The sequence below is a fragment of the Nocardia uniformis NBRC 13702 genome (genome assembly GCF_001613345.1).
In the GTDB taxonomy this organism is placed as follows: Bacteria; Actinomycetota; Actinomycetes; order Mycobacteriales; family Mycobacteriaceae; genus Nocardia; species Nocardia uniformis.
The window spans coordinates 110,686-136,161 of the sequence record NZ_BDCE01000045.1 but is presented as its reverse complement, the minus strand read 5'-3'; the positions used below and the strand labels follow the sequence as shown (position 1 = coordinate 136,161).

Here is a 25,476-nt window from a genome sequence, read left to right as displayed (position 1 = left end):
CTCCGATTGAGGCTTTTCCCCTCATTATTCGAGGTCGAGATCGCAGAAGACTCACCCGAATCTTCAACGATACCGTCGAAGGCAGTTCCTTCCGAAAGGGGTCTTCATGTCCATTGCCATGTCATTGCGGGGAATCGGCCGCCAACTCGACGACCCGACCGGTGTGGGTCTCGCCGTCGACGAACTGCTCGCCGCGCGGAGCGAGCCACCGACGCTGCTCGCACTCGGCGAGCCGACGCACGGAATCGAGGCGTTTCCGTTGCTGCGCAACGAGATGCTCGCTCAGCTCGTCGACCGCGGCTACCGGTCGATCGTGCTGGAGACCGACTTCTTCGCCGCCGCCCTGGTCGATGACTACATCAGCGGCGCGGCGACGGAGCTCGATACGGTGCTCGCGACCGGATTCAGCCATGGGTTCGGCGCTGTCCCGGGCAACCGCGAACTCGTCGAATGGCTCCGCGCGCACAATGCCGACCGCGCGCCCCATGACCGGGTTCGCTTCTACGGCTTCGACGCGCCGGTGGAGACCGCGGCCGCGCCGAGCCCGCGGCACGCACTGTCCCGGGTCGGCGACTGTCTGCCCGCCGCGCTGCGGCCGGAGTCGATCCGCGACCTCGACGCCCTGCTCGGCGATGACGCCGACTGGATGAACCCGGCGGCCATGTTCGACCCGGCGGCGTCCATCGGTGACTCCGACCGCGCTCGGGCCCTGCGCATTGTCGCGGACGATCTCGCCAGCGCGCTGCGCCTCGCGGCACCGCGCCTGCGTCCCACCGACCCGACCGGCTACGACCGTGCCCTCGCGCACGCGCGCACCGCCCAGGGCCTGCTGCGCTATCACGCCGCCATGGCCGACCCCGCGCCCGATCGCATCGCGACCCTACTCGGCGTGCGCGCCGAAATGATGGCCGACAACCTCCTCGCCATCGTCGCGCGGGAGCAACCACGCGGGCCGAGTCTGGTGTTCGCGCACAATGTGCACCTGCTGCGTACGCAGTCCCGCCTACAGGTCGGCGCGGATGAGGCGAGCTGGGCAAGCGCTGGCGCGATCGTCGCAACCACCCTCGGTGAGCGCTACGTATTCCTGGCAACCGACGCCAACCCCCAGAGCGATCCGAGCACCCTGCAAGGCGTTCTGGCTGCGGCGACCACCCGCCGCGCACTCTTCCCGACCCCAGCCCTGCGGGCCGCACTCGCCCCCTCGATCGGCACGGGCACACCGATCGTGCCCGGCCACATTCCGCTCGACCCGGCAGCCGTGGACGACTCGGACGCGATCATCTTCATCGCCGATTCCGATGGCACCCGGCATCAATACTGGTAGCGCCCACTGCGAACATATGTTCGATTTCTGCTAGATTCGGGACATGTCCACACCGCTACAGGGTTCATTGCTCGACGGATTCGGGGATGACGTCGAGCTGGGGTCATTGGCCGGGCTGCGGCGCACCGAACTCAGCGATGGGGCGTGGGTCGATGTGCTGCCCGGCTGGTTGCGCGGCGCGAATGAACTGTTCGAACGGTTGGCCACCGATGTTCCGTGGCGGGCGGATCGCCGGGCCATGTACGACCGCGTCGTGGATGTGCCACGGCTGCAATGCTTTTACGACGAAGAACAGGGACTGCCGGATCCGGTCCTGGACCAGGCTCGGGACGCGTTGACCGCACACTATGGCGACGAACTCGGGGAGCCGTTTCGGACGGCCGGGCTGTGCTACTACCGGCACGGGGACGACAGCGTGGCCTGGCACGGGGATACCTCGGGCCGCGGCGCCACCCACGACACCATGGTTGCCATTGTGTCGGTGGGTGCGGCACGACCCCTGCTGTTGCGACCGCGCGGCGGTGTGGCGAGTATTCGATATCCGCTCGGGCACGGGGATCTGATCGTCATGGGTGGGTCGTGTCAGCGCACCTGGGAGCACGCGGTACCGAAGACGCGCCGCGCGGTCGGGCCACGAATCAGCATTCAGTTCCGACCACGCGGGGTGCGTTGAGCCGCGGCGGCTGTCCGCCCTCAGGGACGTCTGGCGAAGTCCGGGGCGTGTTCGGGTAGCACGCCCCGGGCCACCAAGAACGGGGGCACACTGCGCACGATCGGTATGCGGCGGAACACTCTCAGCGCCACGGGGGTTTGCGTCGCGTTCGATACGTTCACCTTGCCCGATATCGCGGGCTCGACGGCAATGACGTGCAGCAGTCGCTGCATCCGCTGGGTAATCACGGTGGGTAGCGTGCGGCGGCGCTGTACCCGCGCCAGGTCGCGCGTGCTCACCGTACGCGTAATCAGTTTCGGAGCAAGGATTCTCGCCGCCGCCACCGCATCCTGGACAGCCAGATTGAGGCCGACAGCACCGACCGGCGACATGGCGTGCGCGGCATCGCCGATACAGAGCAGGCCGTCGGTGTACCAGCGGTCCACGCGGTCGAGTTCGACCTCGAGGAGCCGCACCTGGTCCCAGTCGGCGACGGCGTCGGCGCGATCGGCCAGCCATGGCACGGTGTCGGCCATACCACGCATGATCTCCCCGATCGGCCCCGCTCGCAACGCCGGATCGCTGCCTTTGGCGATGAGGGTGGCCACCTGCCAGTAGTCACCCCGATCGAGCATGATGGCGACGCGGTTGGCCGTGAGTACCGGCACCACACCCGCCGGATCGGTGGCGTTGCGTGGCACCCGGAACCACCACACGTCGAATGGGGTCGCCCAACGCCGCGCCCCGAGTCCGGTTGCCGCACGCAGAGTCGAACCCCGGCCGTCGCACGCCACCGTGAGGTCGGCACGAATCTCGCCTGCGGCAGCGTCTTTCGTGCGGTAGCGGACGCCGACAACGCGACCGTGCTCTCGGATCACATCCGTTGCCTCGGTATTCATACGCAGCCGGAAGGTCGGTTCGGCGTCCGCGGCGCGAGCCAGCATATCGAGCAGATCCCACTGCGGCACCATGGCGACGTACTTGTGGCGACCGGGGATGTGTTCGAAGGTGAAGAGGGTCTGCATACGCCCGCCGATCGGCAGCTGCGCCGTATTCAACCGCCGCTGCGGCAGTTTCGCGAACTCTTCGCGCAGCCCGAGCTCATCGAGGAGGTCGAGGGTGGTCGGATGCACGGTATCGCCACGGAAGTCCCGCAGGAAGTCGCCGTGTTTCTCCAGTACCGTGACTTCGATCCCACCGCGAGCGAGCAAGAGCCCCAGAATCATTCCCGCCGGACCACCACCGGCGATCACACAGGTCGCGCGTTCCATCGGGCATACCTCCCGACTCGACTACCATCGCTGCCTTCGATGGTAGTGGCGGGTCACCCCGTGGGATCGCGGAACAGTACGAAGAAGTAGGGCTCGGGCAGGCCGCGCATATCCATGACACCGAGCAGGGTGTCCTCGTCCACCCGGCGGAAGATGTCGATGATCGGGAGATGATCGTAGATCATTGCGGCACTGGATATTCCACGGAATCCCAGATCGCGCAGACGAGCGCGCGCGGTGGTCGTGCGCAGCAGTGGCCGCAGAACACCGAGGGAACGCCGAACCGGGCGCAGGGTGGCGTTGGGGACGCGGCCCGCGAGGAACAGCGGCACCCGGCGGGGGTCCACGGGGAAGATATCGCCACCAGGGGTGGCGAATACCAGGGGCTGCACGGCATCGGCGCTATCGAATTGTTTCCCGTACCAGCCGGATTCGACGAGGACACCCTTCCACGGATGCCCGGTGTCGAGTTCGTCGCCGCGCCACAGGCCGGTGGTGATCTCCTCGACCCGAACCGGCGGCAGACTGTCGAACAGCTGCCACGCCTGCTCGGGCGTGCAGCCGAGGGCGCGCAGTTCACGCAGCCGCGCCGCACCATCCAGTTCCAAGCGACCGACGACCACCCCAAGCCTCCTTGCCCGAGTAAATGACAGAATTCGACCCACACTATCTCAGCGACTCACTGTGCCGATGTGACCGCCACCTCACACCCGGATTTGTTGACCTGAACATTGGTTGAGGTAGCAGTATCATTCACATGAGCGACACAGCGCACGTCACCGCCCCGGTCATCGAGGACAACACCGTCGACCACACTGCGGACCGAGCAGCCATCGAACGGATCATCGGCACCGTCCAAACCGCCTTCAATACCAACGATGCCGAACTGCTGGTGTCAGACCTCGCCCAGAATGCTCTGGTGGGCAATGCCGTTGGCATGCTCGCCCAGGGGCGCGATGCCGTACACGCGGCAAGCGAGATCGGGTTCGCCGGGTTCCTGAAGGACCAGTACGCGCGCTATGACATCAAGAGCATCGTGTTCCCGCAGCCGAATACCGCCTTGGCTCACAAGGTCGCCTACGAGACCACGGCCGACGGCGAGCTCGTCGATACCGAACCCGCCATGATCGCGCTGTATGTGCTGGTCAAGGAGAACGGCCGCTGGTGGGTCGTGGCACGACAGAACACCCTGATCCCGCGGGCCGCATAGCGGCCCCGGTAGGCCCCGGCCGGACCTCGTACACCCACCCCGGCCGGGGTCGTCACTTTTTCGTCAACTAGACAAAAACTTCGCAAAACCGCTGGCGTCACCAGTTTTAGTCATCTATCCTAAAACTCATGACGACAGTGCGCGCCGCCGCCGAGGCCATTGCGGATGCTCGGTCCCCCGAAGACCTTTTCGGCGCTGCCGCAACCGATTTCACGGCTCGGCAGGCAGCCCGGCGTCGCTACCGCCAGCTGGCCGCGCTGGTACACCCCGATCGTGACGCGACCGCGGGGGCGGTATTCAGCCGACTCGCAGAGCTCTACCAGCAGTGGCAAGAACTGGGCGACAACGCTTTCGAGGTAACCGGAACGGTCGATCGCTATCGTGTGGGCGCACCGCACGCCCGCGGCTCGGTGGCGGACCTGCATCTCAGCGCAACCGCGCGGATCGTGAAGATTCCACGCCGCGCGACCGCCAACCGACTCCTGGCCGCCGAGCGAAACGCCCTGCGGGACATCGCGACCGTCGGCCGAGACCACCCCTGGCTGCGGCCGTACTTCCCGGATCTGGTCGATACCGTCGACCACGTCGATACGGCCTCCGACGAGCCCCGCACCGTGAATGTGCTCGATGCCCTCACCGACGGATTCGTCACCCTCGACGAGATTCGCACCGCCTACTCGCAGGGTCTGGATCCTCGCGACTACGCCTGGATGCATCGCCGCCTGCTGCGCTGCCTGGCCGGTGCGGCGCTGGCCGGTTGGGTCCATACCGCCATCACCCCCGCCAATGTGCTCATCCATCCACGGCAGCACGGGGTGGTGCTGGTCGGCTGGTCGTTCGCCACCCGGCCGGGCAGACCCGCCGCCGCCACTCTCGGCGCAATCGACTACCCGCCGGAAATCCGCGATGCCGTGCGCCCGCAAACGGATATCCACCTCGCGCACCGGCTCATGCTCACCATGCTCGGCGAGCACGCCCCCGCTCCCCTGCGAGCCTTCGCCGCCGGCTGCCTACAGGCCGATCCGCGACGGCGTCCCGAGGCCGCCGACCTCCTCCCCGAATTCGACGACCTGCTCGAACGGCTCTACGGCAAGCGCCGCTTCCGTCCGTTCGCGCTCCCGAAAGGACAGTGATCACCATGGGTTACGGCAATTGGGACGACAGTGCCTACGACGCCGCCCGCACCTTCCGCGCCGCGCGTGGACTCGACGACTTCGGCTACACCGCCGATACGCGGTCCGCGCCCTGGGACACCTGGGCCGCGCATCCGGCAATGGATCCGAAGGATGTGCTGGTTCGCGAATCGCGCGATTCCGACGATCACGGGCAGTCGCTGCCCATCGCGGTGCTGTTCGATGTCACCGGATCGATGGGTGCGGTGCCCCGCATCATGCAGGAGAAGCTCGGCAAGCTGCACGGGCTGTTGCAGCGCAAGGGCTATGCCGAGGATCCGCAGATCCTCTTCGGCGGTATCGGAGATGCCGACTGTGATCGAGTTCCCCTGCAGATCGGGCAGTTCGAGTCCGACAACCGGATGGACGAACAGCTGCGACTCGTCTTCCTGGAGGGCGGAGGCGGCGGGCAGAAGTCCGAAAGCTATGAACTGGCCGCGTATTTCATTGCCCGGCACACCGCGACCGACGCTTGGGACAAGCGCGGTCACAAAGGCTACCTGTTCATTGTCGGCGATGAGCTGAACAAGTCCCGATTGGCGGCTCGGCACGTGCGCAACATCATCGGTGACGATGTGACCGAGGATATTTCGGTCGAATCCATCTATCGGGAACTGGCCGATCGCTGGCACGTGCACTACATCCTGCCCAATCAGTCCAGCTACTACCACGATCCCGAGATCGCCGAACACTGGAGCGGTCTACTCGGTGAGCGGTTCCTGCGGCTCGATGATCCGGCGGCGGTGTGCGAACTCATCGCGCTCACCATCGGAATCAATGAAGACCGGGTGGATCTCGGGGTCGCGCTGACCGACCTGCGCGAGATCGGATCGGGCACCGAGGCCGACGCGGTCGGCAAGGCACTCGCCCCGATGAGCGCGACCGGCCGCATCCGCAGCGTCGGCGCGTTACCCGCCGCCACCACCGGTGACGACGACGTCGACTTCGGAAACTGAAGGGAAACAGCATGTTCGGCGACCAGCACCTGATAGTGGTGGACCTCGGCTTCGGTGACGCCGGTAAGGGCGCGACCGTGGATTGGCTGTGTTCGGCCGACGCGGCGCTGGAGGTGGCCGCGGTGGTGCGGTTCAACGGCGGGGCGCAGGCCGCGCACAATGTGGTCGCGAACGGACGCCATCACACCTTCCGCCAGTTCGGGTCAGGGACGTTCTCGGGCGTCCCGACCCTGCTGTCACGGCACCTGCTGGTCGAACCCATGGCATTGGCCGCCGAGGCTCGCGCTCTCGCGAAACTCGGTGTGCCCGACCCGCTGTCGCTGCTGTACGTGGATGAACGAGCACTGCTGACCACCCCCATTCACGGGGCCGCCAACCGTTGCCGAGAGGATATGCGCGGGGCCTCCCGGCACGGTTCGTGCGGAATCGGAATCGGCGAGACGGCGGCCTACGCCCTCGCGCACGACGCGCCGAAAGTGGCGGACTGCCGTCGGCCGGATGTGTTGCGGCGCAAACTCATCGCACTGCAGGAGCACTACGGGGCGCTGCTGGCCACCGGGACACATCGGTACGACTCGATCGACGATCTGGTCGAGGTGTACCGCGAATTCGCCCGCGCAGTGGCGATTCTGCCCGGTGATCAGCTCGCCGCGTTCGCCGCGGCCGGACGCCTCGTCTTCGAGGGCGCGCAGGGGGTGCTCCTCGATGAATGGCGCGGGCTGCACCCGTACACCACCTGGTCGACGGTCGAGCCGCGCAATGCGCGCGCCATGCTCGCCGGTCTCGGTGCCCGCGGATATGTGCTCGGCGTGACCCGCGCCTACCAGAATCGGCACGGGGCGGGACCGTTCCCCAGCGAGGACACGGCCCTGAGGATTCCCGAGCCGCACAATGGGACCGGCCGCTACCAGGGCGCGTTCCGCCGCGGCCACCTCGATCCGATCCTGCTGCGCTATGCCATCCGAGCCTGCGACGGGATCGACGGTCTCGCGGTCAACCATCTCGACACCCTCGGCGATATCCGCACCACCACCGGCTATCTCACCACCGATGGCTATATCGACCACATCGAGTGCGGTCGGTGGCAGGATCTCGACCACCAACAGCAGCTCACCGACCTACTGACCGGGGCCGTACCCGTACTCGCGGACCTTCCCGGCAATGTCCCCGGCTATCTCGAAGGCGAACTCGGCGTGCCGGTCGTCCTCACCGCCGACGGGCCCGACCGGTCCGCTCGCACCGTCCGGGTCACCGCTGCGGCATGATAGATCGCCGTGGAGCAGCAATCGGCCGTATCACTCGATGTCGTGACGCTGCGCTATGGACGCGACGACCCGACCGTCACCCTGGGCATCGCACCCCGGCAGTGGGAGCCGTTCGCCGGTGAGCTCGCGCTCCCCGGTGTTCTGCTGCATCGCGGGGAACGCCTCGCCGCGGCCGCCCGACGCGCGGTGCACACCAAACTCGGTGTGCCGGAACAATCCATCACGGCCGTCGGCCAACTCGCCACCTTCGACGAACCCAACCGCGACCCCCGCGGACCGACCCTGTCCATCGCCATGTGGGCGGTCGTCGCCGATCACGACGCCGACAACACGATGTGGGTGCCGTTCGACAAGATCCCGACACTGGCCTTCGACCACAATCGGATCGCCGATACCGCGCGCCGGCTGCTGTCCGGAATGCTGTGGAAAGACCTGACTTTCACCAAAGCGCTCATCGGCGAGCAGTTCCCGGCCACCCGAGCGGTCGAACTCAGCACCGCCCTCGACGGCGCGCGACCCGACCCCGGCAACCTGAACCGCACCCTGGCCGCATTGCCCGGTCTGAGCCGCACCGGCGAACGCGTACGGGTGAAGACCACGGGCCGTCCGGCCGCTGTCTGGGCATTCGACCCGAACGTGTAGCAGCGGTCCGCGGACCGCCGCGGGCAAGTCGCGGAACCGACCGAACTGCACGATAATCGGCCGTCGTGTACGACTCCGCTCCCCCGACCCGACCGGCCGCTGTCGCCCTCGGGGTTCCGTTCCTCGCCGCCCTCTGGGCGGGCCTCATCGCCCTCCCCATCTCCGGCGCGATCGGCTCCACCTGGGACTCGACGGCCGTCTTCTCGGCGCTGCTGTGGACGGCGGTCTGGTACGCCATGCTGTATCGGGTCTGGCGTGGCGGCCCCGCGGCGCTTCAGGTGGTGTCGCAGTTGGCCGTCTGGATACCCGGCATCTGCCTCATCGGATTGGCCGCGATGGCGATCACCCTCGGCTCACGGTTCGATATCCTCGGCGCGCTGCCCTGGTGGTGGTGGACAGTGCTGTTCGGCTACGCGGGCGCGTTCGCCGTGGGAATCTTACTGCGCCGCAGCGATGTCCGCGCCTGGAGCACTGCACTGCACCCACCTGAGAGCCGCGCCGAGGCGGCGCTGCGCAACGTCCCCGTACCCGCCGCCCCGGCCTCCGGCGGCAGCGACGAGGTCGCTCCCGCCGGTCCGCTGGCAGTCGATCTCGGTGAGCGGTTGCGATCTCACGCGCGTATGCGCCTGGGCTGCTTCGGGCTACTACTGATCTGCTTCTTCCCCGGCCTCCCGCTCATTGTCGGCATTGTCACGCTGATCCGTGACGGCGACCCCCAGATGGCGCTCGTCTGCGGCGGACTCCTACTCGTCCTCGCGCTCTGCCTGGCGGTGAGCACCGCCCGATTCCGTCGACGCCTGGGTCCGGGCTCCCGGATCAGCATCGATGACCCCGGTATCACCTGGGACAACAGCATGGGTGAGAACACTTGGTTCGGCTGGGATCAACTCAGCGCCGTCGGCATTTCCTACCATCTGGCGAAAGCCAAGGGCCGCACCGTGATGCATATGCCGCAGCTGGAACTCTTCGACCGCTACCCCGATGCGTACCGCCCCGCCCTGACCGACCGCTCCCGCACCGAAGAGCCGCCACAACCACACCTGCCCCGAACCCGTTTCCGCCTCATGCTGCCACCGGACGCCACCATCCACGCCGACCTCGAGGCCGCGGTGACAAGTCGGCGACCGCGGCTGTGGCTGGGTTGGTACCCGCGTGCGGGCAGCGATACCCCGTGGTTCCTCCGGTGAGTCGTGCGAGCGCCATGCGCTACGGCTGCCGTAGTACCGACGCCACCAATTCGCGGATCGCACTCCGTAGCCGCTCGGCCTCGCCCGCACGGACCAGTGCGTGTGCGTACTCCGCACCCAAGGCGCCCAGTAGAAGTTTGCCGACCGCCTCGGCGTCGATATCTGGGCGAGCCGCGTGCAATTGCGTGGTGATGTGGCGCTACCACGTCTCGTGAAAACCCCGCGGTGCGCGGATGGCGACACCTCACGATAGGCGGCGACCCGATTCGCGGTAGCTCGCTCCGCCGTTCGATCCATCAGCCGAGCGCGGGTTACCCGCCGTCTCAGCGAACTGCGCGAAACATCCGGGTAGGCGCCGGACCGGCGCGAATCAGCCGGTGATCTCCCACTCGTACACGGTCAGCTCCGAGGCACCGGTGGTGTGAATGGGGTCGGTGACGACGAGTTCGCGGGCGGCGTCGAGGTTTTCGGCGAGGATTACGTACGCACCGCCGCTACCGTCGGTGAATTTGCCGGTTTCGACCAGTTGCCCACGTGCACGAACCGCATCGAGCCAGGCTCGATGCGGTTCGACGACGGTCTGGTCGAAACGCGAAGTGCGCATCGCCATCACGAGATACTTGCGCAATTACGCCTCGTCGTCCGAGACGGTCGGTGCGGCGGTCGAGCGGGTGGCCGCGGCGGCGGCGCGGACCTGCGGGGCCACCTCCACCACCCGGCCGAGTACACCGTTGATGAAGGACGGGGAATCGTCGGTGGACAGCTCCTTGGCCAGCTCCACCGCCTCGTCCACGGCCACCACCGGCGGAACGTCGTTGGCGTGGAACAACTCCCACACCGCCACCCGGAGAATGGCGCGGTCCACGGCGGGCAGTCGCGACAACGCCCAGTCCTGCAGGTACGACTCGATGGTGCCGTCGACTCGATCCAGATCGTCGGCGACGCCTTCGACCAGCACCCGGGTGTACGGGTTCACGGGTGCGACCGCATCATCGCGCAGTGCCAGCGTGACACGCTCGGCGATCAGTTCCGCCGGGTCGATATCGCGCGCCTCGGCTTCGAACAGCAGATCCACCGCGCGGCGACGCGCCTTGTGTCGCGCGCCGAGCTTCTTGTACGACTTCTTATCCAACGGCTGGTCGGCCACGGTCACCATTATCCGCGCGTCAGGAATTCACGCGGCCGAGGTACCCGCTGTCGCGGGTATCGATCTTCAGCTTGTCGCCCACATTGATGAACAGCGGGACCTGCACCTCGGCACCGGTCTCCAGGGTGGCGGGCTTGGTGCCCGCGCTGGAGCGGTCGCCCTGCAGACCCGGCTCGGTGTGCGCGACAATGAGCTCGACCGTGGTCGGGAGCTCCACGAACAGCGCCTCACCCTCATGGGTGGCGACCTGGACCTGCATGTTCTCCAGCAGGAAGCCCGCGCCCTTGCCGAGCAGCTGGTCGCTCAGGTGGATCTGGTCGAAGGTCTCGCCATCCATGAAGATGTAGTCGGAGCCGTCGTTGTACAGGTAGGTCATATCGCGACGGTCGACCGTCGCGGTCTCCACCTTCACACCGGCATTGAAGGTCTTGTCGACGACCTTGCCCGACAGCACGTTCTTCAGCTTGGTGCGCACGAAGGCAGGACCCTTACCGGGCTTGACGTGCTGGAACTCGATAATCTGCTGCAGCTGATTATCGATCTTCAGCACGAGGCCGTTCTTGAAGTCGCTGGTATCCGCCACTGTCCTCGGATCTCCTTGTTCGTGGTTAAAACGCAGTTCGGGCAGCCGAGATCAGTCGACCTCGGTCAGGTCTTTGCTGGTGCGGGTGAGCAGTTCCGGATCCCCCTGGCGAACCACGAGCGTATCCTCGATTCGGACTCCGCCGCGGCCGGGGAAATACACACCTGGCTCGACGGTCACCGCCACGCCATCAAGCAGTGTACCTGTGCCCGTTTTGGCGAGTCCGGGCGCTTCATGGATCTGCAGTCCGACGCCGTGTCCGAGACCGTGGACGAATAGCTCGCCGTAGCCCGCCGCCTCGATGACCGAACGCGAGGCCGCATCCACCGCCTTGGTCGAGACGCCGGGCCGCAAAGCCTCCCGACCAGCTTTTTGGGACCGATACACCAGGTCGTAGATCTCGCGCTGCCATTCCGAGGCGCTGCCGAGGACGAAGGTGCGGGTCATATCGGAGTGGTAGCCGCCGATCATCGCGCCGAAGTCGATTTTCACGAAGTCGCCGGTCTCCAGCACCGCCTCGGTCGGACGGTGATGGGGGACGGCCGAATTCACACCGGCCGCCACAATGGTCTCGAAGGAGATGGCATCCGCGCCGTGCTCGAACATGAGCCATTCCAGTTCGCGCGCCACCTGGCGTTCGGTGCGGCCGGGGCGCAGGGCCCCACGTTCCAGGAGTGCGGCGAGCGCGGCATCGGCGGCAGTGCAGGCGGCGCTGAGCAGACCCACCTCGAAATCGTCCTTCACCATGCGCAACTGCTCGATCAGGCCGGGGATGGGCACCAGATCCAGACCCGTACCCAGGGCTTGAAAACTCCGATGCTGGTCGACGGTGAGGATATGGCTCTCGAATCCGACACGGCCGGTCTGCCATTCGCCCGCGATCTCCACCACCCGGCGGGCACTGGCCCGATTGATCTCCGCGCGTAGATCCGGCACCTGTTCGCCGACCTGGGTGCGATAGCGGCCGTCGGTGCAGATGATGGTGCGGTCCTCGGTGGTGTCCCAGGCGTATACCAGCAGCGCGGCATTGGATCCGGTGAATCCGGTGAGGTAGCGGATATTGATCAGATCCGTCACCAGCAGGGCGTCGACGCGGTTCTCCACCAGCAGGTCGCGTAGGGCGGCCCGGCGACGCGCGTAGTTCGGACGCGGGCCCGGATCGTGATCAGCCATGGGTCCAAGTTACAGCCGACACACCACATCATTGCCACCCAACACGTGGCAGCGCCCGGTCGGGACGCTGGTTGTTCACATGCGGGGAGGTTGTCCACAATTCGAGAATCGGTGGCGCACTGGGCTGTTCGACGAGGCAGGCTCGAGGGATGGAACCACTGCCCCTGCTCGTTCTCACCGCGTGGTGCGCCGTGCTCAGCGGGATCGATCTGCGGCACCGGCGCCTGCCGAACGCATTGACCCTGCCGGGCGCGGTGGTCGTCCTGGCCTACGGATTCGGTTCGGGCCGACTGGCTCTCGCCGCGGTCGGCGCGGGCCTGCTCGCCGTGCCCTATCTATTGGTACATCTGGCGGCACCCGCGGCGCTCGGTGCCGGTGATGTGAAACTGGCCATCGGGCTGGGCGCGGCGACCGCGCTGGGCGGCGCCCACGCGTGGGTGTGGGCGGCCGTGGCCGCTCCGGTGCTGACCGCCCTCGCGGGTGCGGTGGCAATACTCGCGCAAACGCTACGACCACGGGATTCACCGCATGCGACGGCGCGGCCCGGGACCATCGCACACGGTCCCGCCATGTGCCTGGCCAGTGTGCTGGCGCTGGCCCCGACCGCGTGCTGGCCTGGGCACTGACACGCTGACGTCGGGCTATGCCGGACCGCGTGTCGGGGCGACGGAATTCTCATGGAAAGATGGAGCCGTGTTGCGCTGGATAACTGCCGGAGAATCCCATGGTCCTGCTCTCGTCACCATCCTCGAGGGGATGGTGGCCGGTGTCGAGGTGACCTCTGCCGATGTTGCCGCGCAGCTGGCGCGCCGTCGACTCGGGTACGGACGCGGCGCGCGCATGAAGTTCGAGGCGGATGCCGTGACCATGGTCGGCGGTGTGCGCCATGGCAAGTCGATGGGCGGACCGATCGCCATCGAGGTCGCCAATTCCGAATGGCCCAAGTGGACCCAGGTCATGTCGGCCGATCCGGTGGACGAGGCGGAGCTGGCCGAACTGGCACGCAATGCCCCGCTCACCCGGCCGCGCCCAGGGCACGCCGATTACTCGGGCATGCTCAAGTACGGCTTCGACGATGCCCGCAATGTCTTGGAGCGTGCCAGCGCCCGGGAGACCGCCGCGCGTGTCGCGGCGGGCACCGTCGCCAAGCAGTTCCTGCGGCAGGCGCTCGGCGTCGAGGTGATCTCGCACGTGGTGTCCATCGGGGGCGCGGCTAACACCACCGGCGTGGTGCCGTCGGCCACCGATCTGGCCGCCATCGACGAGAGTCCCGTGCGGGCATTCGACTCCGCTGCCGAGGCGGCCATGATCGCCGAGATCGAGGCCGCCAAGAAGGACGGAGACACCCTCGGTGGTGTGGTCGAGGTGGTGATCGAGGGACTGCCCATTGGTCTGGGCTCGTTCGTCAGCGGCGCCGACCGGTTGGATTCACGGCTCGCGGGCGCGCTCATGGGTATTCAGGCCATCAAGGGTGTCGAGGTGGGCGACGGTTTCGAAACCGCGCGTCGGCGCGGCAGCCAGGCGCATGACGAAATGCGGCCCGGCCCGGACGGTGTGCTGCGTTCGACGAACCGCGCGGGCGGTCTCGAAGGCGGTATGACCAATGGCGAGCCGCTGCGGGTGCGCGCCGCCATGAAGCCGATTTCCACCGTGCCGCGCGCGCTGGCGACGGTCGATATGTCCACCGGTGCCGAGGCTGTCGCCATTCACCAGCGTTCCGATGTGTGTGCCGTGCCCGCCGCCGGTGTGGTGGCCGAGGCCATGGTGGCTCTCGTGGTGGCGCAGGCCGCGCTGGAGAAGTTCGGTGGCGATTCGGTGGCCGAGACCGTCGACAATCTCAACAGCTACCTGAAGCGCATCAACGCCCGCCCGCACGTCCCGGGCAACGCACCGCAGTGACGGATGAGACCGGCCGGCCACCACGCTCGGTGGTGCTGGTCGGGCCGCCCGGCGCGGGCAAGTCGACCATAGGTCGCAAACTCGCCCGCGAACTCGGCGTGGACCTCTACGACACCGATGCCGGAATCGAGGAGCTGACCGGGCGCACCATCCCCGAGATCTTCGCCGAGGACGGCGAACCGGAATTCCGTCGGATCGAGGAAGAGGTGGTGCGCGCCGCCGTCCTCGCCGAACACGGCGTCATCTCCCTCGGCGGTGGTTCGGTGCTGTCGGCGGCCACCCGCGAGGTACTGCGCGGCCGCACCGTGATCTACCTGGAAATCAGTGTGGGCGAGGGCCTTCGACGCACCGGTGCGAGCACCAATCGCCCGCTGCTGGTCGGCGACGACCCGGCGAAGAAGTACCGCGAACTCATGAAGATCCGCCGCCCCCTCTACCGCGAGGTGGCCACCATCCGCGTCCGCACCGACGGCCGCAGCCCCGGCCGCGTCGTACGCATGGTCCTGGAGCGCCTGGGCGTCGAACCCACCGAGCGCCCCGCGGAAAAACCCACCACCCCGACCGCTACGCCGACCCCCAGCAGCCGTTCCCGCTCCCGCCGCCGACGGCGACGCGGCCGCGGCACCGGCGAAGCCCAACCGGCCACCACCACGACTTCGACTGCCACAGTCGCGGATTCCCCATCCGAATCCACCGCTACCGAGGCCGGCACACAGTCCGGCACCGCGGTAGCCGGTACGGCCGAAACCCCGAAACGTGGCCGCCGCAACCGCCGTTCGCGCCGCCGCACCGGCGATGGCACCGCCGCGGCGGGCACTACGGCAGCTGCGACAGTGACAGGTATCCAGGCCGACCAACCCACTGGCAGTGACGCGGACACGAATCCCGGCCAGCCCCGGAAGGCTTCGGCCGTCGGCACCGGCCCCACCTCCGGCCGCGCAACCACCGCGTCGGGCCATGTCACTCCCGACTCCGATGCGCACCGCGGCCATCCGGATGCCAACAACACGCCGACCACCCCACCGGCTCACACACGCGGCCGGGGCCCGCGCCGCGCAACCCGGTCAGCCGGACCCGCGGTCACGAATGCCGGTAGTGCCCAGCCGAATTCGCGCACCACCCCGGACGACGCGGCCGAGCTGGGCACCAGCGAACGCCGAACGGACGGCACGACCGCGCACACCGGCACAGCAGGTGCGCACACCACGGCCGTCGATCCCGACACGCGGGAACGGACAGCCGGACACGCCGTTGCCGCGGTCCCGGATTCCGGCAGCAGCTACGTTGACTCCAGCCGTACAACCGCGAATTCGAGCCCCGGCGAAGCGAATCCGGCCCGATCGGATACTCCGAGCGGTACGGACAGTCCCACCGATACCGATACCCCCTCCCCCGGTCGTTCCCGGCGGGCTCGCCGCCGGGCCCGTACCGAGTCCGCCGCGAATTCCCGCCACGACGAGGAGACGGCTCCGGCCGGGCGGACAGCCCGGAGTGGTCCGAACGCCGCCGGTGCAAGCCATTCGCCACGCGGCGACGCGAACTCGAGCCGCACCGACGCGAATTCGAGCCCCGGCGAAGCGAATCCGGCCGGGTCGGATACTTCGAGCGGTACGGACAGTTCCGACGCCACCGATACCCCCTCCCCTGGTCGTTCCCGGCGGGCTCGCGCCCGCCGGGCGCGGGCTCGGCGCCTGCGCGCCGGCCAGGGCGAGCAGTCCACACCGGGTGACCCGCAGCGATCAGCACAACCCGCACGAGAAGAATCGGAGCCGTATTGATGAGCGAGCCGACCCGTATCGACGTCCGCACGGCCGACCCGTATCCGGTGATTATCGGGCGGGGTCTGCTGGGTGATCTGGTCGAGCAGGTGACCGACAGGTCCGGCATCCGCACTGTCGCCATCTTCCATCAGCCACCGCTGGCCGAGACCGCCGAGGTGGTGCGGAAGGCCCTCGCGGACAAGGGTATCGACGCGCATCGCATCGAGATCCCGGATGCCGAGGACGGTAAGGACCTGCAGGTTGCCGGGTTCTGCTGGGAGGTGCTGGGCCGGATCGGCCTCACCCGCAAGGACGCCATCATCAGCCTGGGTGGTGGCGCGGCCACCGACCTCGCGGGCTTCGTGGCCGCCACCTGGATGCGCGGCGTGAAGATCATCCACGTGCCCACCACCCTGCTGGCCATGGTGGACGCGGCCGTGGGCGGTAAGACCGGGATCAATACCGAAGCCGGTAAGAACCTCGTGGGCAGCTTCCACGAGCCGACCGCGGTCATGGTGGACCTGGCCACCCTGGAAACGGTGCCGCGCAACGAGATCATCGCGGGAATGGCCGAGATCATCAAGGCCGGTTTCATTGCCGACCCGGTCATTCTGGAACTCGTCGAACGCGATCCGCAGGCCGCCCTGGATCCGACCGGCGAGGTGCTCCCCGAGCTCATTCGCCGCGCCATCCAGGTGAAGGCCGATGTGGTCGCCGCCGACCTCAAGGAATCCGACCTCCGCGAAATCCTCAACTACGGCCACACCCTCGGCCACGCCATCGAGCGCCGCGAGCGCTACCGCTGGCGGCACGGCGCGGCGGTCTCCGTCGGCCTGGTCTTCGCCGCCGAACTCGGCCGCCTCGCGGGCCGCCTCGACGACGCCACCGCCGACCGCCACGCCGCCATCCTGTCCAGCATCGGCCTGCCCATCAGCTACGACGCCGAGGCCCTCCCCGACCTGCTCAAGTCCATGCAGACCGATAAGAAGACCCACTCCGGTGTGCTGCGCTTCGTCATCCTCGACGGCCTGGCCAAACCCGGCCGCCTCGAGGGCCCGGACCCGTCCCTGCTGGCAGCGGCCTACTCCACCATCACCCGCAACGAAAACAGCGGCGGCGGAGCGATTTTCCTCTGATCCGACGGGAGCCGGAAGGTGGTGTCCGCCCGGCCCGCCATACTCTCGAGAGTGCCGTATCCCCTTTCCGGGATACGGCACTGACTCGGCTGGCACCGATCAGAAAGCCAGGTCAGACCACTCGATATTCATCGGGTACGGGTGGTTACTTTCGATGCCTCCGTGAGTTTCCGGCGTCCACTCCTCCGCCAGGATGTAGTTGGCAGGGTGCAACGGCGTGACACCTGCCCTCAGATGGACTTCGCCGGTGGTCAGTGCGTACGCACGCACGGCGGAGATTCGAGCGGGGTCTCGGGCGAGCTCGACCTCCCAGTACAGCGGTATCCCCGCCGCGGCGTAACGCTTCTTCTTCGCTTCCACCAGCTTTGGCGTGTTCGCCGGCGAGAGTACCTCCCCCACCAGCAACGTATCGTCGGCGAAGACCCAATCGAACTCGTCTCCGAGGCAATGGCACACCAAGAAATCAGGGGTGAGGTAGCTGGATTTGTCCGGCGCTAGGAAGACATTGGTTTCGCCTTCGACCTGCCAGCATGATTTGTCGTTGTCGGCCATGGCGGTCTTGGACGCGGCCTCTAGTGCGTTGGTCAGACGTCGACCGAATCTCTGGTGTTCCATAGGACCGTGCCGAAGCATGATCTCATCAGCGACCCATACCGGATGGCCATCGCGTAGTTCGATGAAGTCCGCGATCTCATCAGGCAACTGCTGGAGCTCGTCCCACGTCATGGTGTCGGGGAGATCCGGCGGCTGGATGTGCGGAGTCGACATGGCCCAATGCTAACCGCCTGGGGACCCCGGAGCGATGGGTTGACAAGGGCCTCGTCCGCCCGAAGGAGGCCTCGTACGTGTACGAGTCCACCACTGCGAGCCCGGGTGGACGCGCGGATCGGACCCGAACGGGCCAGCATACGAACCGCCCGTTCAACGTGCGTTGGCACCGGACCGTAGGCGAACCCTCTGCCAGCAGGGATACCGTTGACCGCATGGAAGCCAAAACCCCGCGCCGCTCGCGCGGGCGAACCGCTTTGCAGGCACTCCTCGGCACCTTCCTTCTGTACACGGGCACCTCGCATCTGACGTTCCTGCGCGAGGATTTCCGTGCGCAGGTGCCGCCATGGATACCCGGCGATGTCGACTTCATCGTCTACGCCTCCGGCGTCGTCGAACTCCTGTTGGGCGCCGCCCTACTCCTCGCCTGGAAGCAGCCGCGCCGCGCCCTCGTAGGCGCGGTAGTGGCGGCCTTCTTCGTAGCGATCTTCCCCGGCAATATCGCCCAACTGGTCGAACACCGCGACGCCTTCGGCCTCGACACCGACACCAAACGCGCTCTCCGCCTGCTCTTTCAGCCGATCCTGATAGCCTGGGCCCTCTGGGCAACCGACGCGATCGGAGTGTGGCGGCGCCGGGCAACAGCACCCCGCCCGACCTGACCTTCCATCGGTCATACCTTGGCGTTGAGCTGCGATGGTCGGATCCGCGCTCATCGGTATCGCTTGGCTGGAATTTGTCGGCCACGGTCGTTGCTGTCATCTCGCATGAGCCTCAAAGTCACCCAGTTCGCCGATCTGGAAAGCGAATTCAACGCCTACGTCGGATCCATCAACTACGCCACCATGGTCACGGTCGATGCCCGGAACCGGCCGCGCACCCGAGTGCTGATCCCGGTGTGGGAGAACGTCGACGGGAATCCGGTCGGCTGGCTGGCCACCTACAACACCCCGGTCAAGGCCAAGCATCTCGCGAACAACCCGAACGTGAGCTTCTCCTATTGGAAGCCGAGCAACAACTCGGTCGCCGTCGACGCGGTCGCGGAGTGGGACAATGCGTTACCGGTCAAAGAACATGTCTGGGACCTCTACCGGAAGGGCAGCCCGCGCGGCGCGGGGTATCCGCTCCGCAACTTCTGGACCGAACCGGGTGACCCGAAACTGCATGTGCTGCGCTTGGACCCGTGGCGGATCCAGGTGATCAGAGGTACGGATCTGCGCAGCCGCATCTGGCAACCCGCGCCACGGCACAGCGAGCCGGCGGAACTGGTCAGGTGAATGAGAACGATCAGACGGTGGCGGATTCCTTCGTCGAGTTCGGCAGATCGCTGGCAGTGTCGCTGTTGTCCCGGCGACGAACCAGGTAGCGGCCGAGCGCCACACCCAGCACACCGGGAATGAAGATCACCAGAATGATGAACGACGCACCCGAGGTGATCTCGAAGAGCAGGCCGTTGTCGCCGAGGTCGAAACCCGGGAGGTAGTCCAGGATCCAGGCCACCGCACCGGCGCCGATACCACCGGCGAGGCCGGCCTTCAGCCAACGCATGGTGAGATCCCGCTGACCGTCGGCGTCGGCGCGGCCGTCCAGCACACCCCAGGCGAGCACGGCCGCGATCAGGACGAGCAGACCCAACGGACGCATCCAGGAGCCGTTGGTCGGCCACTGCACCATGGCGACGCCGAGCAGGGCGCGCAGCCCCACGGTCAGCGCTCCCAGACCTACGGCGCGCAACACCCACGCATTCATGTCGATCACCCTAACCCGTCCGGCTCCGCCGCCGAACTGAAACTCGTTACAGAACTGTACTCATTCTCGCAGCGCTGCCGCCATCTCGGTCCGTGGGGCGGGTTTACCGGTGAACTGCTCGACCTGACCGTAGGCCTGATTCAGCAGCATGTGCAGGCCGCTGATCACGGTGTGTCCCGCGCGGGTGACCGCCTCAGCCAGGGGGGTCGGCCACGGGTTGTAGATGGCGTCGAGCACCACCGGGGCCTGCGCGACCGCCTCCGCCACGAGTGCGGCGGCCGCGGCGGGCACGGTGCTGACCACCGCGTCGACATCGGAACAGACGAAGCCCAGGGTGTCCGGATCGAAGTCGATGACCTCGGCCGACATGCCCAGCCGCTCGGCCAATTCGAGAGTGTCGGCGGCGCGTCCCCGGTCGCGGGCGACAATCGTGACGGTGTGCGCGCCCAGGTCGGCGAGGGCCAGCAGCGCCGGCCGCGCCGTACCACCCGCACCGAGTACGACCGCGCGCGCCACCTCGTCGACGCCGCCGTCTGCCAGCGCGCCCCGCACCCCGTCCACATCGGTGCAGTCGGCGCGCCAACCGTTATCGAGGCGCAGCAGCGTATTCGCCGAACCGACCAGTTCCGCCCGATCGGTGCGCTCGGACGCGTATCCGAGCGCGGCGACCTTACCGGGCATGGTCACCGACAGTCCGACCCATTCGGGTCCGAGCCCGTCCACGAATCCGGGTAGCTGCTCGGCGGTGCATTCGACCCGCTCATAGGTCCAGTCCAGACCGAGCGCGCGATAGGCCGCCAGATGCAATTGCGGTGAGCGGGAATGCGAAATCGGGCTGCCCAGCACGGCGGCCCGGCGCGGTTTACCGTCCACTGTCGAGAATCCCACTCTCCTGGGCCTTCTTGATACTGCGCAGGTGCTCGTTGTAGTCCTCGGTGAACAAGGTGGTGCCCTGCTTGTCGATGGTCACGAAGTACAGCCAGGGTCCCGGTGTCGGATTCTCCATGGCGCGCAAGGCATCCAGCGATGGCGCGGAGATCGGCGTGGCGGGCAGACCTGCCATGGCATAGGTATTCCACGGGGTCACGGTCGCCCGGTCACTGTCGGTGGTCGCGACTTCGGTTTTGTCGAGGGTGTAGTTGACCGTGGAGTCGAACTGCAGCGGCATATCGATTTCCAGCCGGTTCACGATTACCCGCGCGACCTTCGCCATGTCATCGGCGAGCGCTTCGCGTTCCACCAGCGACGCGGCGATGAGCGTCTCGTACGGGCTGAGACCGTTGGCGCTGCCGGATTGCAGCAGCCCGGTCCCCTCATAGCTCGCGGCACTCTCGGAAACCAACTGCTTCAGAATCTGTTCCGGGGTGCCACTGGGATCGAAATCCCAGGTGCCCGCGGAAATCAGACCCTCCAATTGGCGGCTCTGGTCGGGCACCTGACGGACCTGGTCGAGAGCCCACTGCGGCACACCGAGGGAACTCGGATCCGCCGAACCCGCCGCGTCCAACTGCTCATAGGTGACGCATTTACTTGCGACACAACTGGCTTCGGCGACCTTGGCGTAGATACCGTCCTTGGGCGCACCGGTCTGCACGTCACTGCTGTTGTGCAGCTGACGACCTTCGGAGATCACCACATTGCCGACCCGCGCCGTCTTACCGACCAGTGTGGCCACCGCGTCGGCGGCCGGGCTGTGCGTCGGAATGGCGTAGTAGCCGGGCTGCACCGAATTCATACCGTCGTTCTGGATGGCGGCCTCGTAGAACGCACCCGTACTGGCGACGACGCCCTTGTCGTACATGCTCTTGGCGATCTGGCTGGCGGTATCACCGGAATGCACCCGCACCACCGCCACCGGCCCGGACATACCTGCCGCGAAGTCCTCGTGTGGAGTGAAGCGGTTCATCAGCTTCATCGCCGCGAAAGCCGCGGCGCTGGCGAACAATAGGACGAACACTCCCGCGATGATCCACAGATTGCGGCGGCGGCGTTTGCGCTCGGCCGCCTTGCGCGAGGCCGCCCGGGACGACCGGCGCGACCGTGGCCCGCTCGATCGGGTGGCGGATCGACCCGTGCGCTTCCCGGGTTTACGGGGAGCGGGCTCGGAATCGTCGCGGCGCGAACGATCCCCGGCCCGTCGCATGGTTTCCGGCTGCGGCGGTTCGTCCTCATCGGTATAGGCCGGGATGACGGTGGTGTCATCCTCGTAGTCGTCCGCCACCTCATCCCAGTCGAGATCATCTCGGCGGTAGCGCCGTTCGGCATCCTGCCGATAGCGTTCCTCGGCTCGGGTCCAGCGGTCGTTCATACGTCATCCCCGCGGTCGACCGACTTCAAAAGCGCACTCCGTTCGTCCAACCATCCTTGCAGGATCGATACGGCGGCCGCCTGATCGATGACCTGCCGCTGCCCGCGACCGCGAACTCCACTGTCTCGCAACGCGCGTGCAGCTGACACCGTAGTCAAACGTTCGTCGGAAAGCCGCACCGGCACGGGGGCTATTAATCGCCGCAAACGATCAGCGAACACGGTGGCGAGCTTGGCCGAGGAGCCGTTCTCCCCGCGCAAGGTGCGTGGCAGGCCGACGATCACCTCGACGGCCTCGTACTCCCGCACAATATCGGCAATTCGTGTCAGCTCGGGTGCGATCGCGCCCTTGGCGATTCGTTTCGCCCGCTGCACGGTCTCCACGGGGGTGGCGAGAATGCCATCGGGATCGCTGGCGGCGACGCCGATGCGGACGGTGCCGACATCGATGGCCACGCGTCGTCCGCGCCCGGGATCATCGGCCGCGGTGGGCCGTTCCGGTTCGCTGACCGCCCGGGCGGGCCGGGCGTCGCCGTCGACGCCCGGCCTGTCTGTGTCGGAGTCGTTCATCAGCCGACGAGCTCGGCCACCCGCGCCCGCACCGCGGCCAATCCGGCCGCGATTCCCGCCGGGTCCGAACCCGCGCCCTGCGCCATCTCCGGCTTACCACCACCACGTCCGGCGATACTCGGACCGAAGGCACCGACCAGGTCACCGGCCTTGATACCGAGGTCCTGGGCGGCCTTGGTCACGGCCACCACGAACGGCACCTTGCCATCGGCATTGCCGAGCAGCACCACAATGGCGGGCTGGGTGCCGAAGCGGCCCTTGATATCGGTGACGAGAGTGCGCAGGTCGCCCGCGCCCACACCCTCGGGCGCGGCCTCGGCGACGAGCAGCACCTCACCGATGCGCTGTGCGGTATCGACGAACTTGCCCGCCGACGACAGCACCGCGGCCATCTTGGTGCGCTCGAGTTCCTTCTCGGCGATCTTGAGCCGCTCCACGAGCTGCTCGACGCGCGCCGGAACCTCCTCCGACGGCACCTTCAGCGAGGAGGCCACACCGGCGAGCAGCGCGCGTTCCTTGGCCAGGTACTTATAGGAGTCCAGGCCCACGAAGGCTTCCACCCGGCGTACCCCGGAACCGACCGACGCCTCACCGAGCAGGGTGATCGGGCCGATCTGCGAGGAGTGCTGCACATGGGTACCGCCGCACAGCTCCATGGAGAACGGGCCACCGATCTCCACGACGCGCACCTCATCGCCGTAGTTCTCGCCGAACAGCGCCATCGCGCCCATCTTCTTCGCCGACGGCAGATCGGTGACGAAGGTATTGACCGGGAAGTTCTCGGCCACAGCGTCATTGGAGATGGCCTCGATATCGGCCTTCTGCCCCTCGGTCAGCTGACCCTGCCAGTTGAAGTCGAAGCGCAGGTAGCCGGGCTTGTTGAGCGAACCGGCCTGCACGGCGTTGGGGCCGAGGACCTGTCGCAGCGCGGCATGCACCAGGTGAGTGCCGGAGTGGCCCTGGGTCGCGCCACCGCGCCAGGCCGGATCGGCCTGGGCGAGCACGGTATCGCCCTCGGTGAGCTGACCGGCCTCGACGGTGGCCTTGTGCACCCACACCTTCTTGGCGATCTTCTGCACGTCGTTGACGCGCAGCTTCACCCCACCGGTGGCGGTGATCGAACCACGGTCGGCGATCTGGCCACCGGCCTCGGCGTAGAGCGGCGAACGGTCGAGGATGACCTCGACCTCGGAGCCCGCCTCGGCCACCGGCACCCGCACGCCGCCGGAGATGAGCGCGAGAACCGTTGCCTCGGAAGTCAGTTCGTCGAAGCCGGTGAACTCGGTGGCGCCGCGATCGACGAGCTCCTTGTAGATCGACAGGTCGGCGTGCGCGTGCTTACGCGATTGGGCATCGGCCTTCGCGCGGTCGCGCTGCTCGGCCATCAGGGACCGGAAGCCCGCCTCATCGACCTCGAGACCCGCCTCCGACGCCATCTCCAGGGTCAGGTCGATCGGGAAGCCGTAGGTGTCGTGCAGCGTGAACGCGTCGGTTCCCGCGATCTTCTTGCCGCCCTTGGACCGCACCTGGTCGACGGTCTCGTCGAACAGTCGCGAACCGGTGCTGAGCGTTTTGAGGAACGCGGTCTCCTCACCGACGGCGACGGTCTCGATCCGGCGGAAGTCGGTGGCCAGCTCCGGGTAGGACGGGGCCATGAGATCGCTGACGACCTTCATGAATTCGGCCATTACCGGCTTCTCCGAACCCAGGATGCGCGCCGAGCGCACAATACGGCGCAGGAGGCGGCGCAGCACGTAGCCGCGGCCGTCATTGCCCGGGTTGACGCCGTCGGCAATGAGCATGGCCGAGCTGCGGACGTGGTCGGCGATTACGCGGAAGCGCACATCGTCGGTGTGCTCGACACCGTAGGACCGCCCGGTGAGCTGCTCGGCCCTATCGATGATCGGGCGCAGCAGATCGGTTTCGTAGACATTCTCGACGCCCTGCAGCAGCATGGCGACGCGCTCGACGCCCATACCGGTGTCGATATTCTTCTTGGGCAGGGTGCCGATCGGCGCGTGGCCGAGCTTGGGGCTCAGCTCACCACGGATGTCCTGCATGAAGACGAGGTTCCAGATTTCGATGTAGCGGTCCTCATCGGCGACCGGGCCACCCTCTTTGCCGTACTTCGGACCGCGGTCGTAGTAGATCTCCGAGCACGGACCACCGGGACCGGGCACGCCCATATCCCAGTAGTTGTCCTTGCCGTCGCGGAACTGGATGCGCTCCTTCGGAATTCCGGCGACCCGCTCCCAGATCTCGGCGGCCTCGGGATCGGACTCGTACGCGGTCACCCAGATGCGCTCGGGATCGAAACCGTAGCCGCCTTCCTCCTGGGACTTGGTGATCAACTCCCAGGCGAAGGTGATGGCACCTTCCTTGAAGTAGTCACCGAAGGAGAAATTGCCCGCCATCTGGAAGAACGTATTGTGCCGGGTGGTGACGCCGACCTCTTCGATATCACCGGTGCGCACGCACTTCTGCACACTGGTAGCTCGGCGGAACGGCGCTGCCTCCTGACCCAGGAAGTACGGCTTGAACTGGACCATGCCTGCGTTGACGAACAGCAGGTTGGGGTCGGGCAGGACCAGCGAGGCACTCGGTACCTCGGTGTGTCCCGCACGAACGAAATGCTCCAGGAAGCGTCGTCGAATCTCGTGGGTCTGCACAACTATCCAGCCTACCGGGGCCGGTCCAGCGGGTTT

General features: G+C 67.0%; 26 protein-coding genes and 1 pseudogene. 14 read left to right on the top strand and 13 right to left on the bottom strand.

Annotation, left to right across the window (positions count from 1 at the left end; genetic code table 11):
• The first annotated feature begins 106 nt into the window (after positions 1–106).
• Complete coding sequence (locus NU1_RS14620) at positions 107–1,324, top strand: erythromycin esterase family protein (protein WP_067521633.1); 1,218 nt, start codon at positions 107–109, stop codon at positions 1,322–1,324.
• A gap of 43 nt (positions 1,325–1,367) precedes the next feature.
• Complete coding sequence (locus NU1_RS14615; protein WP_067521631.1) at positions 1,368–1,997, top strand: alpha-ketoglutarate-dependent dioxygenase AlkB; 630 nt, start codon at positions 1,368–1,370, stop codon at positions 1,995–1,997.
• 20 nt (positions 1,998–2,017) lie between these two features.
• Here the strand turns inward: NU1_RS14615 and NU1_RS14610 are convergent, their stop codons facing one another.
• Both NU1_RS14610 and NU1_RS14605 read right to left on the bottom strand, forming a co-directional pair.
• The gene (locus NU1_RS14610; protein ID WP_067521630.1) at positions 2,018–3,247 is read right to left on the bottom strand and encodes an FAD-dependent oxidoreductase; all 1,230 of its coding nucleotides are present in this window, start codon (positions 3,245–3,247) and stop codon (positions 2,018–2,020) included.
• Positions 3,248–3,300: 53 nt separating this feature from the next.
• A complete protein-coding gene (locus NU1_RS14605; RefSeq protein ID WP_067521743.1) occupies positions 3,301–3,831 on the bottom strand; it encodes a DUF4334 domain-containing protein in 531 nt (176 codons plus the stop codon).
• A 173-nt stretch (positions 3,832–4,004) separates the two neighbouring features.
• On the opposite strand from NU1_RS14605, the gene NU1_RS14600 reads away from it, so the two are divergent.
• From NU1_RS14600 to NU1_RS14575, 6 genes are all read left to right on the top strand, one after another.
• Complete coding sequence (locus NU1_RS14600; RefSeq protein WP_067521628.1) at positions 4,005–4,457, top strand: SgcJ/EcaC family oxidoreductase; 453 nt, start codon at positions 4,005–4,007, stop codon at positions 4,455–4,457.
• Between the two features lie 128 nt (positions 4,458–4,585).
• Complete coding sequence (locus NU1_RS14595) at positions 4,586–5,590, top strand: protein kinase family protein (RefSeq protein WP_067521626.1); 1,005 nt, start codon at positions 4,586–4,588, stop codon at positions 5,588–5,590.
• Positions 5,591–5,595: 5 nt separating this feature from the next.
• On the top strand, positions 5,596–6,585 hold the full coding sequence (locus NU1_RS14590; protein WP_067521741.1) for a hypothetical protein: 990 nt from the start codon (positions 5,596–5,598) through the stop codon (positions 6,583–6,585).
• A gap of 11 nt (positions 6,586–6,596) precedes the next feature.
• Positions 6,597–7,850, top strand: coding sequence for an adenylosuccinate synthetase (locus NU1_RS14585; RefSeq protein WP_067521625.1), 1,254 nt, complete (start codon positions 6,597–6,599; stop codon positions 7,848–7,850).
• 9 nt (positions 7,851–7,859) lie between these two features.
• Complete coding sequence (locus NU1_RS14580) at positions 7,860–8,492, top strand: NUDIX hydrolase (RefSeq protein ID WP_067521623.1); 633 nt, start codon at positions 7,860–7,862, stop codon at positions 8,490–8,492.
• A gap of 65 nt (positions 8,493–8,557) precedes the next feature.
• Positions 8,558–9,679, top strand: coding sequence for a hypothetical protein (locus NU1_RS14575; protein WP_067521621.1), 1,122 nt, complete (start codon positions 8,558–8,560; stop codon positions 9,677–9,679).
• Between the two features lie 19 nt (positions 9,680–9,698).
• Here the strand turns inward: NU1_RS14575 and NU1_RS41405 are convergent, their stop codons facing one another.
• From NU1_RS41405 to NU1_RS14555, 5 genes are all read right to left on the bottom strand, one after another.
• Positions 9,699–9,860: a hypothetical protein gene (locus tag NU1_RS41405; RefSeq protein WP_157552248.1), complete on the bottom strand. Its 162-nt coding sequence runs from the start codon at positions 9,858–9,860 to the stop codon at positions 9,699–9,701.
• 189 nt (positions 9,861–10,049) lie between these two features.
• Entirely contained in the window at positions 10,050–10,283 is a 234-nt protein-coding gene (locus tag NU1_RS14570; protein ID WP_245720125.1) for a YciI family protein, read from the bottom strand.
• 24 nt (positions 10,284–10,307) lie between these two features.
• Positions 10,308–10,826 (bottom strand): transcription antitermination factor NusB, encoded by a 519-nt coding sequence (nusB, locus tag NU1_RS14565; protein WP_084521389.1) that lies wholly within the window; start codon positions 10,824–10,826, stop codon positions 10,308–10,310.
• A gap of 19 nt (positions 10,827–10,845) precedes the next feature.
• Positions 10,846–11,409, bottom strand: coding sequence for an elongation factor P (gene efp / locus NU1_RS14560; RefSeq protein WP_067521618.1), 564 nt, complete (start codon positions 11,407–11,409; stop codon positions 10,846–10,848).
• Positions 11,410–11,460: 51 nt separating this feature from the next.
• Entirely contained in the window at positions 11,461–12,582 is a 1,122-nt protein-coding gene (locus NU1_RS14555) for a M24 family metallopeptidase (RefSeq protein ID WP_067521617.1), read from the bottom strand.
• A gap of 149 nt (positions 12,583–12,731) precedes the next feature.
• Between NU1_RS14555 and NU1_RS14550 the strand changes: the two genes are divergently transcribed.
• From NU1_RS14550 to aroB, 4 genes and pseudogenes are all read left to right on the top strand, one after another.
• Positions 12,732–13,208, top strand: coding sequence for a prepilin peptidase (locus NU1_RS14550; protein ID WP_067521615.1), 477 nt, complete (start codon positions 12,732–12,734; stop codon positions 13,206–13,208).
• A 67-nt stretch (positions 13,209–13,275) separates the two neighbouring features.
• Positions 13,276–14,481: a chorismate synthase gene (aroC, locus tag NU1_RS14545; RefSeq protein WP_067521613.1), complete on the top strand. Its 1,206-nt coding sequence runs from the start codon at positions 13,276–13,278 to the stop codon at positions 14,479–14,481.
• 29 nt (positions 14,482–14,510) lie between these two features.
• Positions 14,511–15,140: pseudogene (locus NU1_RS43230) on the top strand (shikimate kinase); the annotation flags it as partial.
• Positions 15,141–16,258: 1,118 nt separating this feature from the next.
• Positions 16,259–17,377: a 3-dehydroquinate synthase gene (aroB, locus tag NU1_RS14535; RefSeq protein WP_067521611.1), complete on the top strand. Its 1,119-nt coding sequence runs from the start codon at positions 16,259–16,261 to the stop codon at positions 17,375–17,377.
• Between the two features lie 99 nt (positions 17,378–17,476).
• On the opposite strand, the gene NU1_RS14530 is transcribed toward aroB, so the two are convergent.
• On the bottom strand, positions 17,477–18,145 hold the full coding sequence (locus tag NU1_RS14530) for a Uma2 family endonuclease (RefSeq protein WP_067521609.1): 669 nt from the start codon (positions 18,143–18,145) through the stop codon (positions 17,477–17,479).
• A gap of 215 nt (positions 18,146–18,360) precedes the next feature.
• Here NU1_RS14530 and NU1_RS14525 point away from each other — a divergent pair, with 215 nt between their 5' ends.
• Both NU1_RS14525 and NU1_RS14520 read left to right on the top strand, forming a co-directional pair.
• A complete protein-coding gene (locus tag NU1_RS14525; RefSeq protein WP_067521607.1) occupies positions 18,361–18,807 on the top strand; it encodes a DoxX family protein in 447 nt (148 codons plus the stop codon).
• A 105-nt stretch (positions 18,808–18,912) separates the two neighbouring features.
• Positions 18,913–19,422, top strand: coding sequence for a pyridoxamine 5'-phosphate oxidase family protein (locus NU1_RS14520; RefSeq protein WP_067521605.1), 510 nt, complete (start codon positions 18,913–18,915; stop codon positions 19,420–19,422).
• 10 nt (positions 19,423–19,432) lie between these two features.
• Here NU1_RS14520 and NU1_RS14515 read toward each other — a convergent pair whose 3' ends face one another.
• From NU1_RS14515 to alaS, 5 genes are read right to left on the bottom strand one after another with little or no spacing between them, the layout of a single operon-like run.
• Positions 19,433–19,894 (bottom strand): B-4DMT family transporter, encoded by a 462-nt coding sequence (locus NU1_RS14515; protein ID WP_067521737.1) that lies wholly within the window; start codon positions 19,892–19,894, stop codon positions 19,433–19,435.
• 60 nt (positions 19,895–19,954) lie between these two features.
• Entirely contained in the window at positions 19,955–20,767 is an 813-nt protein-coding gene (locus tag NU1_RS14510; RefSeq protein ID WP_067521603.1) for a shikimate dehydrogenase, read from the bottom strand.
• Positions 20,757–22,202 (bottom strand): endolytic transglycosylase MltG, encoded by a 1,446-nt coding sequence (mltG, locus tag NU1_RS14505; RefSeq protein WP_067521601.1) that lies wholly within the window; start codon positions 22,200–22,202, stop codon positions 20,757–20,759. The genes NU1_RS14510 and mltG overlap by 11 nt, the downstream gene beginning before the upstream one ends.
• Positions 22,199–22,771 carry a Holliday junction resolvase RuvX gene (ruvX, locus tag NU1_RS14500; protein ID WP_067521599.1) on the bottom strand — a complete coding sequence of 191 codons (573 nt, stop codon included), beginning with the start codon at positions 22,769–22,771 and terminating at the stop codon, positions 22,199–22,201. Before ruvX ends, mltG begins: the two co-directional genes overlap by 4 nt.
• A complete protein-coding gene (alaS, locus tag NU1_RS14495; RefSeq protein WP_067521597.1) occupies positions 22,771–25,440 on the bottom strand; it encodes an alanine--tRNA ligase in 2,670 nt (889 codons plus the stop codon). The genes ruvX and alaS overlap by 1 nt, the downstream gene beginning before the upstream one ends.
• Positions 25,441–25,476 lie beyond the last annotated feature (36 nt).

What these genes read in the sequence shown, in the direction of transcription:
- NU1_RS14620 (WP_067521633.1), top strand. Translation starts at nt 107, where the DNA reads ATGTCCATTGCCATGTCATTGCGGGGAATCGGCCGCCAACTCGACGAC.
- NU1_RS14615 (WP_067521631.1), top strand. Translation starts at nt 1,368, where the DNA reads ATGTCCACACCGCTACAGGGTTCATTGCTCGACGGATTCGGGGATGAC.
- NU1_RS14610 (WP_067521630.1), bottom strand. Translation starts at nt 3,247, where the DNA reads ATGGAACGCGCGACCTGTGTGATCGCCGGTGGTGGTCCGGCGGGAATG.
- NU1_RS14600 (WP_067521628.1), top strand. Translation starts at nt 4,005, where the DNA reads ATGAGCGACACAGCGCACGTCACCGCCCCGGTCATCGAGGACAACACC.
- NU1_RS14595 (WP_067521626.1), top strand. Translation starts at nt 4,586, where the DNA reads ATGACGACAGTGCGCGCCGCCGCCGAGGCCATTGCGGATGCTCGGTCC.
- NU1_RS14590 (WP_067521741.1), top strand. Translation starts at nt 5,596, where the DNA reads ATGGGTTACGGCAATTGGGACGACAGTGCCTACGACGCCGCCCGCACC.
- NU1_RS14585 (WP_067521625.1), top strand. Translation starts at nt 6,597, where the DNA reads ATGTTCGGCGACCAGCACCTGATAGTGGTGGACCTCGGCTTCGGTGAC.
- NU1_RS14570 (WP_245720125.1), bottom strand. Translation starts at nt 10,283, where the DNA reads ATGCGCACTTCGCGTTTCGACCAGACCGTCGTCGAACCGCATCGAGCC.
- NU1_RS14555 (WP_067521617.1), bottom strand. Translation starts at nt 12,582, where the DNA reads ATGGCTGATCACGATCCGGGCCCGCGTCCGAACTACGCGCGTCGCCGG.
- NU1_RS14550 (WP_067521615.1), top strand. Translation starts at nt 12,732, where the DNA reads ATGGAACCACTGCCCCTGCTCGTTCTCACCGCGTGGTGCGCCGTGCTC.
- aroB (WP_067521611.1), top strand. Translation starts at nt 16,259, where the DNA reads ATGAGCGAGCCGACCCGTATCGACGTCCGCACGGCCGACCCGTATCCG.
- NU1_RS14530 (WP_067521609.1), bottom strand. Translation starts at nt 18,145, where the DNA reads ATGTCGACTCCGCACATCCAGCCGCCGGATCTCCCCGACACCATGACG.
- NU1_RS14525 (WP_067521607.1), top strand. Translation starts at nt 18,361, where the DNA reads ATGGAAGCCAAAACCCCGCGCCGCTCGCGCGGGCGAACCGCTTTGCAG.
- NU1_RS14520 (WP_067521605.1), top strand. Translation starts at nt 18,913, where the DNA reads ATGAGCCTCAAAGTCACCCAGTTCGCCGATCTGGAAAGCGAATTCAAC.
- NU1_RS14515 (WP_067521737.1), bottom strand. Translation starts at nt 19,894, where the DNA reads ATGAATGCGTGGGTGTTGCGCGCCGTAGGTCTGGGAGCGCTGACCGTG.
- mltG (WP_067521601.1), bottom strand. Translation starts at nt 22,202, where the DNA reads ATGAACGACCGCTGGACCCGAGCCGAGGAACGCTATCGGCAGGATGCC.
- ruvX (WP_067521599.1), bottom strand. Translation starts at nt 22,771, where the DNA reads ATGAACGACTCCGACACAGACAGGCCGGGCGTCGACGGCGACGCCCGG.